This is a genomic window from Xenorhabdus stockiae (assembly GCF_002632825.1).
GTDB lineage: Bacteria > Pseudomonadota > Gammaproteobacteria > Enterobacterales > Enterobacteriaceae > Xenorhabdus > Xenorhabdus stockiae.
In genome coordinates this window covers 60341-72032 of the sequence record NZ_NJAJ01000024.1, presented here as the reverse complement: position 1 = coordinate 72032, position 11692 = coordinate 60341, and the positions used below count along the sequence as shown (strand labels likewise).

General features: G+C 45.7%; 11 protein-coding genes and 1 riboswitch. Of the genes, 5 read left to right on the top strand and 6 right to left on the bottom strand.

What is annotated here, in order from left to right:
- The 3 genes from Xsto_RS21885 to purD all read left to right on the top strand — a co-directional run.
- The coding region (locus Xsto_RS21885) for a hypothetical protein (RefSeq protein ID WP_211284319.1) at nt 1-229 on the top strand (229 nt) is incomplete at its 5' end.
- Between the two features lie 153 nt (nt 230-382).
- Complete coding sequence (gene purH / locus Xsto_RS13270) at nt 383-1972, top strand: bifunctional phosphoribosylaminoimidazolecarboxamide formyltransferase/IMP cyclohydrolase (RefSeq protein WP_099125353.1); 1590 nt, start codon at nt 383-385, stop codon at nt 1970-1972.
- 152 nt (nt 1973-2124) lie between these two features.
- Nucleotides 2125-3423, top strand: a complete 1299-nt coding sequence (gene purD, locus Xsto_RS13265) for a phosphoribosylamine--glycine ligase (RefSeq protein WP_099125350.1) — start codon at nt 2125-2127, stop codon at nt 3421-3423.
- A gap of 50 nt (nt 3424-3473) precedes the next feature.
- Here purD and Xsto_RS13260 read toward each other — a convergent pair whose 3' ends face one another.
- From Xsto_RS13260 to hemE, 5 genes are all read right to left on the bottom strand, one after another.
- Entirely contained in the window at nt 3474-4127 is a 654-nt protein-coding gene (locus Xsto_RS13260; RefSeq protein ID WP_099125349.1) for a DUF1481 domain-containing protein, read from the bottom strand.
- Between the two features lie 50 nt (nt 4128-4177).
- Nucleotides 4178-4450 (bottom strand): nucleoid-associated protein HU-alpha, encoded by a 273-nt coding sequence (hupA, locus tag Xsto_RS13255; RefSeq protein ID WP_099109277.1) that lies wholly within the window; start codon nt 4448-4450, stop codon nt 4178-4180.
- Nucleotides 4451-4634: 184 nt separating this feature from the next.
- The gene (locus Xsto_RS13250) at nt 4635-5225 is read right to left on the bottom strand and encodes a YjaG family protein (RefSeq protein ID WP_099109276.1); all 591 of its coding nucleotides are present in this window, start codon (nt 5223-5225) and stop codon (nt 4635-4637) included.
- A gap of 76 nt (nt 5226-5301) precedes the next feature.
- Nucleotides 5302-5979 (bottom strand): deoxyribonuclease V, encoded by a 678-nt coding sequence (nfi, locus tag Xsto_RS13245; RefSeq protein ID WP_099125348.1) that lies wholly within the window; start codon nt 5977-5979, stop codon nt 5302-5304.
- Nucleotides 5980-5984: 5 nt separating this feature from the next.
- On the bottom strand, nt 5985-7049 hold the full coding sequence (gene hemE, locus Xsto_RS13240) for a uroporphyrinogen decarboxylase (RefSeq protein ID WP_099125347.1): 1065 nt from the start codon (nt 7047-7049) through the stop codon (nt 5985-5987).
- Nucleotides 7050-7474: 425 nt separating this feature from the next.
- Between hemE and dcp the strand changes: the two genes are divergently transcribed.
- Nucleotides 7475-9673, top strand: a complete 2199-nt coding sequence (dcp, locus tag Xsto_RS13235; protein ID WP_099109273.1) for a peptidyl-dipeptidase Dcp — start codon at nt 7475-7477, stop codon at nt 9671-9673.
- A 75-nt stretch (nt 9674-9748) separates the two neighbouring features.
- Here the strand turns inward: dcp and nudC are convergent, their stop codons facing one another.
- Nucleotides 9749-10528, bottom strand: coding sequence for an NAD(+) diphosphatase (gene nudC / locus Xsto_RS13230; RefSeq protein ID WP_099125346.1), 780 nt, complete (start codon nt 10526-10528; stop codon nt 9749-9751).
- A 259-nt stretch (nt 10529-10787) separates the two neighbouring features.
- Between nudC and Xsto_RS13225 the strand changes: the two genes are divergently transcribed.
- Nucleotides 10788-11462: an HAD family hydrolase gene (locus Xsto_RS13225; RefSeq protein WP_099125345.1), complete on the top strand. Its 675-nt coding sequence runs from the start codon at nt 10788-10790 to the stop codon at nt 11460-11462.
- 81 nt (nt 11463-11543) lie between these two features.
- Nucleotides 11544-11668, top strand: a riboswitch (TPP riboswitch).
- Nucleotides 11669-11692: the final 24 nt, after the last annotated feature.

Below are 11692 nucleotides of genomic sequence, written 5' to 3'. Positions count from 1 at the left end.
CGCTTTCCTTCCGCTGTCCTTCGCGGCGTGTTCAGCTCAGCGTCGGTCAGTGGTGGCGCATTATAGGGAGTTTTTCGGCCCTGACAATAGTTTTTTTGAAAAAAATTATCGTTTGCTGCATTACACAGCAAAAGGCCGCTTTATACCAAGTTACACACAATGTTATCAACAGAGCGATATTTTGGTAAAAATTGTCGAGCATCGCGCAAACGTTTGCGTTACAATCTGAGCGGAAAAAATCGCCATGTGCTTTTTTCTGCTTGTTTTGAAATGTTATTGTGGAAAGCTATTTTTTTCTTGGAATGGCGATTTTCTGACCTAAATGGCAGATGTTTTTCCCAATAACACATTCTTGTTTGATGAAATCCAAGGGATCACACCAATGCAACAGCTTCGTCCAATCCGTCGTGCCCTGCTGAGTGTTTCTGACAAAGCGGGTATTGTTGAATTTGCTAAGGCCTTATCTAATCGCGGTGTTGAACTGCTTTCAACGGGAGGAACCGCCCGCTTGTTGGCTGAGGCTGGCCTGAATGTCACTGAAGTTTCCGACCATACTGGTTTTCCTGAAATGATGGATGGCCGGGTGAAAACACTTCATCCTAAAGTACATGGCGGCATTCTTGGCAGGCGTGGACAGGATGATGCAGTAATGGAGCAACATCAGATTGCACCTATTGATATGGTAGTCGTTAATCTTTATCCCTTTGCCCAAACCGTCGCAAAACCGGATTGCTCTCTGGAAGATGCTGTAGAGAATATTGATATTGGTGGCCCGACAATGGTTCGCTCTGCGGCCAAAAACCATAAAGATGTTGCGATTGTTGTCAACGCACAGGATTACAACAAGATTATTGAGGAAATGGACAACTATCAGAATTCCCTCACTCAACCCACCCGTTTCGATTTAGCTATCAAAGCATTTGAGCATACCGCTGCTTATGACAGTATGATTGCCAACTATTTTGGCAAACTGGTTCCGGCTTATCACAGCGATAACGATCAACCATCAGGAAAATTCCCACGCACATTAAATCTCAACTTTATTAAGAAGCAGGATATGCGCTACGGCGAAAACAGCCATCAGGATGCTGCTTTCTATATAGAAGAGAAGATCACAGAAGCCTCTGTCGCTACAGCAACACAATTGCAGGGCAAGGCACTTTCCTATAATAATATCGCAGACACTGATGCCGCTCTGGAATGTGTAAAAACTTTCGCCGAACCAGCTTGTGTCATTGTCAAACATGCTAATCCTTGCGGAGTGGCGATCGGAGCGGATATTCGTACTGCTTATGAGCGGGCATTCAAAACCGACCCAACATCTGCGTTTGGCGGGATTATCGCGTTTAACCGTGAGCTGGATGCTGACACGGCTAAAATCATTATTGAGCGCCAGTTTGTCGAAGTTATTATTGCTCCTTCTATTAATAAAGAAGCACTGCCTATTCTGGCAACCAAGCAAAATGTCCGCGTTCTGTCATGTGGTGAATGGAATTCAGCGGTTGCCGGTCTGGATTTCAAACGCGTTAATGGTGGTTTATTGGTACAGGATCGCGATTTAGGCATGGTAACAGAAGCAGAATTGCAGGTGGTTTCCAAACGACAGCCCACAGAGCAGGAAATGCAGGCTGCCTTATTTTGCTGGAAAGTGGCTAAATTCGTTAAATCTAATGCTATCGTTTATGCCAAAGATAATATGACTATTGGCATTGGCGCAGGCCAGATGAGCCGGGTTTACTCCGCTAAAATTGCAGGAATTAAGGCCGGTGATGAAGGTCTGGAAGTTCAGGGATGTGCGATGGCTTCTGATGCTTTCTTCCCATTCCGCGATGGTATTGATGCAGCGGCTTCTGTCGGCGTGACTTGCGTGATTCAGCCGGGTGGCTCTATTCGCGATGATGAGGTCATTGCGGCTGCTGATGAGCATGGTATTGCCATGATTTTCACCGGAATGCGTCATTTCCGCCACTAACCAGCCCTAACACTTATACCCAATGGATTTTAAGTTGCATCGCGACGGCAAGCAAATGAATCCCCGGTAGCATAGATAACTATGTGACTGGGGTGAGTGCAGCCAACAAAGAGGCAACTTAAAAGACGAAGGGTATATAATGAGAGATAATAATGAATATACTAATCATCGGTAGTGGTGGACGGGAACACGCACTTGCATGGAAAGCCGCACAATCTCCGCTGGCAGAGTTGGTTTACGTTGCTCCGGGCAATGCAGGAACGGCTCTGGAGCCTAATTTGAAAAATGTGGATATTGCCGCAACAGATATTGAGGGATTACTGGCATTTGCTCAAAGCCACCATATTGATCTCACAATTGTAGGGCCAGAAACACCGCTGGTGATTGGCGTGGTTGATGCTTTCCAGCAGGCTGGGCTGACAATTTTTGGCCCGACTAAAGCCGCCGCGCAATTGGAAGGGTCTAAAGCCTTCACTAAAGATTTCCTTGCTCGCCATCATATTCCAACTGCGGCTTACCAGAATTTCACCGAAATAAATCCCGCGCTCGCTTATCTGGAAAAAACAGGTGCTCCGGTTGTCATTAAGGCCGACGGGCTAGCGGCGGGTAAAGGCGTCATTGTCGCCATGACAATGGAAGAAGCACAGAATGCAGTTAAAGATATGCTGGCAGGTAATGCGTTTGGCGATGCCGGTCACCGGATTGTTATTGAAGAGTTTCTGGATGGAGAGGAAGCCAGTTTTATTGTCATGGTGGATGGTAAAAATGTAGTTCCTATGGCAACCAGTCAAGATCATAAGCGGGTAGGTGATGGTGATACCGGGCCAAATACTGGTGGAATGGGGGCGTATTCCCCTGCTCCTGTAGTCACGGATGAGGTCCACCAGCGGGTCATGGAAAAAGTCATTTATCCGACCATTAAAGGCATGGCTGCTGAAGGAAATACTTATGTCGGTTTTCTGTATGCAGGTTTGATGATTGATAAAGAGGGTGAACCGAAAGTCATCGAATTTAACTGCCGCTTTGGTGATCCTGAAACACAGCCTATTATGATGCGCCTGCGCTCCGACTTAGTGGAACTGTGTCTTGCCGGAGCAAAAGGCCAGTTAGACAGTAAAACCTCTGAGTGGGATAGCCGTTCTGCACTAGGTATCGTGCTAGCTGCAAACGGTTATCCGGCTGATTATTCTAAAGGCGATATCATTAGTGGCCTGAATCAAGAACCACAATCCAATGAACCACAAGCGGATGAAAAAGTTTTCCATGCCGGAACAGCGTTGAAAGATAAAGACGTGGTCACTGCCGGTGGCCGTGTTTTGTGTGTTACAGCATTGGGAGACAATATTGCGGAAGCTCAGACAAAAGCCTACCTGAGCGCAGAAAAGATTAACTGGAAAGGCTGCTTTTATCGCAAAGACATTGGCTACCGTGCTATTGCTCGTCTGAAATAACGATATTCAGAAAAAAAGCCAGAAATAAAAAGTCGGCGAAAGTAACAGGTTTACAGCTTATCTTTCGTCGGCTCCCAAAGACAAAAATCATCATTGGCAACTAACAATAACTGATTACCTTCTGGTGCTTCCAGCCAGGCAATGGTGAGTATGCCATAACTGTTTTTACTTCTTTCTTCGAGCCATGCCTGTGACTGAGGGTCAAACTCAATAGATATTTTCTCGCCTGAACAGGTAGTCACTTCACCGTTCTGCCAGTGCCCCTGTATCAGTTTTACCTTCCCGGCAATGAGAACATCGCTGGTTTCTTTTATTCGGCTGGCATCAAACAATGACCTGATGATGTCATCGTTGGAAAGTTGCTCACGATGCCCATCAAACTCGCGTTGCATAAAAACAACGTTGTCGTTTTTATCTAACCTCAGGATTTCTTCTGTTGGGTTATTATTAAATACATTGCGGCGCATCTGCCATAAGTGACCCTGACGGTATTCGTAGAAAGTAACAGTGGTGTTTTTGTGTTGGTAAGGGCTGTAAACGCTCATGATAACCTGAGGTTTACTGTTTTGATCATTCAGACGCCATAAGCGGATAACGCCGCCATCGGTAATGAAGCCACTGGCATCGAAAGTGGGTTCTTTCGGCTTGACTGAGCAGGCGCTGAGCAATGAGATTAACCCCAATGCTAACAGCCCCTGTATCATCAACAAAAGGGGCGTTGACTTCCCCTCTTTTTTCTTTTTTCGCAATACGATTACTTGACTGCGTCTTTCAGAGCTTTACCAGCAGAGAAAGCAGGTACGTTTGCAGCTGCAATTTTGATTTCTTTACCAGTCTGTGGGTTACGACCAGTACGCTCTGCACGATGATTAACTTTGAAAGTACCAAAGCCAACCAGTTGTACTGCATCACCGCTTTTCAGAGATTCGGTGATTGCAGCCAAAGTTGATTCCAGGGCAGCTTTAGCCTGAGTTTTGGTCAGATCAGCACCTGCTGCGATTGCATCAACTAATTCAGTCTTATTCATAGATTATCCTTACAGTGTGTTTATCGTTTGCAAAGCATCGAGTGCGACGGATATGCCGATTTGACAGCACCCCTGCATACACGCACCGATAGCCACTTCTTTTCGCCCTCAATTTAGAACAGAGTGAGGGCAAATGTGAAGTCTTTAAATCCGGCAAATCAAGCACTAAGTCACGTTTTATAACTTATTGCTCTAAATTTATGCCGATATTGCTGACTCCGCACTCACGGAGGTCAGCCTTTAATCCTTTAATTAATTCTATGTCCCGTTCTTCGCAGTTCGCCAATAAACGGTAAATCTCCCATTGAATATCCCATTCCTCTTCAATGGCAGGCAATGCCTTTAATTCATCCTCTGTCATTTCCTGACCAGCCTGCGTCATTTCCAGCATGGCGACAGTACGGATGGATATTTCACTGACGGCTATTGCATGCTCTAACGTTGAACCACTCAAACGCGAATGAATGACTTCACCTAATGCAATACACGCATCAATTGCTGGATACACACCATAAATATCATAGCTATCTGCTGATGGGATAATGGCTTCCAATTTTTCCAGCTGGTTATCAAAATTTACTTTTGCATCTTTGACAACTAATGTTTCCCACACCAGATCAAGAATTCGGCGATATTGTGCAGGATCAACAAACTCAGTCTGATGGCAAAACGTGTGATAATTCGGATACATCCGCTCACATAGACTAGCCATAAAAGTTAGATGTTGCCAACTTTCAAGCTTCTCCAACCTCAGGTGAATCGGGTTTCTTAACATTAGTCGTTACTCATGATGCCTAATTTGCGCCGAAGTTTACCTGAAAATCAAGAATATCCACATATTTCCGCCTCAATTAAAGACTTTTCTGCATTGTTTGCCTAAAAAACGCTCTATTTGAGGCTATTCCATCAGCCCAACGGGTCGGTTCAGGTAACCTATATCCTTTCATACAGTGTTCAACCCAACCAATGGCGCTGTCAATATTGACCTTATGACCAATGGAAATATAGAGTGGATTACACCTTTTTTTACTCCGCCAGACCAAACCTATCTGTTCACCATGATCGATCAGTGGCTGACGGCTTCCTACTACTTCTCCGACAGGAGCATGTTCACCACAAAGGCGACTTTTAGCTACCCCGATTGTCGGAACATCCACCAACAACCCAAAATGGCTGGCAATGCCGAAACGTCTTGGGTGAGCTATCCCCTGACCATCAACCATCACCAAATCAGGACGTAAGTTTAACTTACCCCATGCTGCGATCAATGCCGGATATTCACGAAATGAGAGTAAACCGGGAATATAGGGAAGTACAGTCGCCATTCTCGCGATCTGGTATTCTGCCAGCTTAAGAGAGGGATAATGTAAAACAGCGATGGCGGCACGGGTTATCGTGCCGTTTTCTTCAAACCCAACGTCAGCGCCTGCAATGAATTCCGGGATAAAAGCAGCTGGCAGCACATCATGGCGAATCACCAGTTGTGCTTTCTCTATCTGTTCTTGACGTAGTGCTTTAGTGTTGTACATAGATTTTATTGATGGTATTTCGCTGATAACCGGTGCACTGCTTCGACAAAAGCCCCTGCATGCTCTGGCGGAACGTCCTGATGAATACCATGCCCCAGATTGAAAACATGCCCATTACCTGTACCAAAGTCTTGCAGGATAGTCGAAACTTCCTGTTCAATCCGCGCTGGCTGAGCATACAGCATAGATGGGTCCATATTCCCCTGTAGGGCGACTTTATCTCCGACACGACGGCGTGCATCAGCAATATTCGTTGTCCAGTCCAGCCCAAGAGCATCACAGCCAGTTGCAGCCATCGCCTCAAGCCATTGCCCTCCCCCTTTTGTAAATAGGGTGACAGGTACTCTACGGCCCTCATGCTCGCGGATCAGCCCATCGACAATCTTATGCATATATCGCAGGGAAAACTCCTGATAATCGCGCTGGGACAAAACTCCGCCCCACGTATCGAAAATCATGACAGATTGTGCGCCTGCTTTAATCTGAGCATTCAGATATAGAATAACGCTATCAGCCAATTTATCCAGCAACAGATGAAGTGTCGCCGGCTCAGCATACATCATGGCTTTGATCTTAGTAAACGCCTTACTGCTTCCGCCTTCGACCATATAGGTTGCCAGTGTCCACGGGCTGCCGGAAAAACCAATCAGAGGAACCTGCCCTGCCAGTGCCTTGCGTATCGCACGGACAGCATTCATGACATAACCCAGCTCCATCTCCGGATCAGGAACAGGTAACTTTTCTACATCAGCATGGTTAAGGATTGGCGACTGAAAACGCGGGCCTTCACCAGCTTCGAAATACAACCCTAATCCCATTGCATCAGGAATGGTCAAAATATCGGAAAACAGAATGGCCGCATCCAGAGGAAAACGTCGCAAAGGCTGAAGAGTCACTTCACAGGCCAGTTCAGTATTTTTGCATAACGAGATGAAATCTCCCGCCTCCTGCCGTGTTGCTTTATATTCAGGTAAATATCGTCCTGCCTGCCGCATCATCCATACCGGAGTGATATCAACTGGCTGACGCAATAAGGCACGCAGATAACGGTCGTTTTTCAACTCATTCATGACAGGCTCCCTTGATTATCGACAAAAAGCGCCCGCATGATAACACGTCAAAAGCCTAACTTCCGTCGTGACTGCCAATAAATAAACGTTCGGTCATCAATCAACAACCTAAGATGAAAAAAATTTATGTATGGGTTCACAAAACCAGGAACAAGAGCTAGGCACTCCGGTCTATTGCTCTCATTATGTTAACCTTGTGTTACATATATGTAGCGCGCAGGCAATCTGGTATCTCACATTGCCATAATCCTTCACCGTTCGCGCTTTTCAGTTAATCGTTGGATGAATTGGTTTACGTTAGTTAATTGACAGTCGTTAATGGGCTTTAGTTAAGCGGCCATCCTCAATCGACTGTCTCAAAGCTCTTATAAAGTCATTTTTATTGATAAATAACCTATAAAACTTACATGGAGGAGTTTCGACTGATGCGTTTATCCATTTTAGTACTGGCTATTGGCTTAGCATTAGGCACTCAGGCACAAGCCGAAGAAAATAAACGGGGCTCTGGCCACACTAGCGTATCTGGTGGTCAGATAAAGGAGGTAAGTGTGATCAATGAAGTTGACCAACAACAAGATAAGAATAATCCTTTCTTCTATACCAGCGTACTCCCCTTCCAGGCTCCTCCGTTTGATAAAATAAAAGAAACAGACTACTCACCTGCAATCACGGCCGGTATTAAACAGAAGCTGGAAGAAGTGGAGAAGATCGCCAATAATCCCGCCCCGCCTGACTTTGAAAATACCTTTATCGCACTGGAGAAATCCGGCACAACGCTGGAGCGGGTAACAAACGTATTTTGGGCGATGACCTCAGCCAATACGACTGACGGGTTACAAAAACTCAGTGAGGAAATGTCACCAAAGCTGGCGGCAATGAATGATGAGATTATGCTGAACAGTAAACTGTTCAATCGCATCAAAACCATTTACCAACAGCGCGAAAAACTGAATCTGGACGCAGAATCGCTCCGTCTGGTAGAAGTCATTTATAAGCAATTCGAATTAGCGGGTGCCAATTTATCTGATGCTGACAAAATAAAAATGAAAGCATTAAATCAGGAATCGGCAACCCTTCGTACTCAATTTACCAATAAATTGTTAGCAGCAACCAAAGATGGCGCTCTGACGATTAAGGATAAAACTCTGCTGGCCGGGCTATCCGATGGCGAAATGGCTGCGGCTGCACAGGCTGCCAGTGAGCGTAAGCTGGATAATCAATGGTTGTTCGTATTACAGAACACAACCCAACAACCGATTCTGCAAGATCTGAAAGATCGCGATACACGTAAGGCGTTATTCGAAGCATCGTGGAACCGAGCGGAAAAAGGGGATGATAACGACACACGCCAAACGCTGTCCCGATTAGCGAAAATCCGTGCTGAGCAGGCTAAGATACTAGGTTTCAAAGATTACGCATCATGGAAGCTGCAAAGCCAGATGGCAAAAACACCGGAAGTCGCATTGAAGTTTTTACGTGATATTGTCCCTGCTGCAACTGCACGCGCTGAACGTGAAGCAAAAGATATTCAGGCCGTGATTGACCAGCAAAAAGGCGGCTTCAAAGTGGAAGCATGGGATTGGCCGTTCTATGCCGAACAGGTACGCAAGGCAAGGTATGATTTGGATGAGTCCCAGATTAAGCCCTATTTCGAACTGAATAACGTCCTGAATAACGGCGTGTTCTACGCCGCCAACCTGCTATATGGCATTACCTTTAAAGAGCGTAAAGACATTCCGGTTTATCATCCCGATGTCCACGTGTATGAAGTTTTCGATAAGGACGGGCAACAACTGGCGTTGTTCTATTCCGATTACTTTAAGCGTGACAATAAAGCCGGTGGCGCCTGGATGAGTAATTTTGTCGATCAGTCCAGACTCTTCGGAACCAAACCGGTAATTTACAACGTTGCCAACTTCACCAAACCGGCTCCGGGCCAGCCAGCACTGTTATCGTATGATGACGTGATCACAATATTTCATGAATTTGGACATGCATTACACGGCATGTTTGCTGATCAGGAATACCCGACTCTGTCAGGAACCAGTACTGCTCGTGACTTTGTGGAATTCCCGTCACAAATTAATGAATACTGGGCCCGTGATCCCAAGGTATTTGCGAATTACGCCAGACATTACCAAACTGGCGAAGTCATGCCGCAGGCACTGATGGATAAAATCAATCAGGCGGATAAGTTTAACAAAGGTTATCAAATGACCGAGTTACTATCAGCCGCACTGCTGGATATGCACTGGCATATGCTGGCCGCAGATAAGCCGCAGCAGGATGTGAATAAATTTGAAGCCGCATCTTTGCAAGAAGACAATATCCACCTCAACTACGTGCCACCGCGCTACCGTTCCAGTTACTTCAAACACATTTGGGGCGGTGGTTATGCTGCCGGTTATTATGCCTATCTGTGGACAGAAATGCTGGCCGACGATGCGTTTGCATGGTTTACCGAGCATGGCGGTCTGACAAAAGAAAACGGTCAGATTTTCCGCGATAAGATACTGTCACGCGGTAATAGTACAGATCTGGAAAAACTGTATATCGACTGGCGAGGTAAGCCACCAAGTACTGAATCTATGCTGAAAAACCGGGGTCTTACGGAACAAAAATAATCAAATATAGTTAAAGGCTGAGAGTTACCTGATAGAAAAAATCGGGTAACTCTCATGATTTGTAAGTATTCACTATCAATATTGGCGACAGCTCTGACGACATAGTGCGACCGTTTCCTCAATCAGACGGCGGGCAATCGTATCAGGCCCGGGGATCAGGGGAAGATCATCATATCGATACCAATCCGCACTGATCAGCTCAACGGGGTCATGTTCAATATCACCACTCTCATAATCAGCCAGAAACCCCATCATCAATGAATGAGGAAAAGGCCACGGTTGAGAAGTCACATAACGCAGGTTACGGATTTTTATTCCACTCTCTTCCATCACCTCACGATGTACCGTCTCCTCCAGTGTTTCACCCACTTCCACAAACCCAGCCAGCACTGTATGAATACCATTGCGATGGCGCTGATGTTGTGCCAGTAGAATGTGATCTTCACGGCGGATACCCACAATAATGCAGGGAGCAATTTGCGGATAATAGCGTTCATCGCAATGGTGACACAGGCAGGCCCACTCATGCTCAGTCTGCTGCATTTCATGACCGCAATACCCACAGTAACGATGTGAGCGGTAAAACTCCGCCAACTGGACTCCGCGCCCTACCAGCTGAAATAATTGAGGATCCTGTTCTGCAATCCGGCGGGGAGAATACATATCTGATGCCATCTTATGACGGACAAGCCACACTACTTCTCCCAACCACTCGCCAATCACGTAGGCGACAAGGCCCTGCAATGACCAGCTCTCAGCAGTACCCAGTGGTAAGTCTCCCTGCGGAAGCCAAACTCTGTTTTCAAGACTGACAATCCACCAGCCTCGTTCTATACCTATCAGTTTTTTTTGCATCATTGGTTCCATCATGTGTTGTGTCATATGCTGCGTTAATTAAGAATATATTAACCAAGTCAGTGTTAATTAAATGTTAACCAAGATTAACATCATTACAGCATACTCCTCTTCATCGTATTCTGTCTGCAATCTGTTATATTAACAATGCTTCTGAATGTGCATGTTTTCGGGTGTTCATTAAGCCGTAGCAATAAAATATTTGATTCTCTTTCAATCGACCTTATCCTGTCTATTTCGGATTTTAGGAATAACAACTATGTCACAGCAGGTTGCCATATTTGATCTGGACGACACCCTGATCCGTGGGGATTCCAGTCTACTCTGGACAAATTATTTATGGGAAAAGCAGATCATTACTGACCCCCGCTTTATAGAAGCAGACCAGAAAATGATATCGGATTACAGTGCAGGGAAACTGAATATGCAGGAATATCTGTCAGTCAGTTTACAAGCCCTCTGCCAAATACCCCATGAACAAGTTGATATCTGGCTGACAGATTTTGTAGAAACGACAATCAAACCTCTCTTCTACCCCGCAGCGAAAACACAATTAGATATTTACCGCCAACAAAATATTCCCGTCATTATCATTTCTGCTACTGTTTCTTTCGTGGTGAAAAAAATCGCGGCTGCATTTGGCGTAAAAACCGCCATGGGGATTGATATGGTCATGAAAGATGGCTGTTATACCGGCGATATTGAGGGTGTCCCGACTTTCCGGGAAGGGAAAGTTACCCGCTTACAGCAATGGCTGACAGAACAGAATTTATCGCCACAACATATCTCTTTTTACACAGACTCATCGAACGACTTGCCGATGTGTTTCTTTGCCAGTGAAGTATTTACCGTGAATCCGGATGTAAAATTGCAGTCAGCAGCAGAAAAACATGGTTGGAAGCAATTGAGCTGGGCGTTAGCGCCACGGAATTAATATTAATACCTGACATCGGGCCAATACAAAAGGCTCGGTTTTCCGGTTGCAGTTTCCATAATCCCCTTTATACTCTGGGGTGTTTTCTTGTCGGAGTGCCTAGCGTTCAGCGTATATCACGGTGGACACAGGCTGAGACCGTTTATTCGGGATCCGCAGAACCTGATCGGGCTAATACCCGCGAAGGGAACAAGAGTAATCCCTCTGCTGATATGCTTTATTGCTTCTGT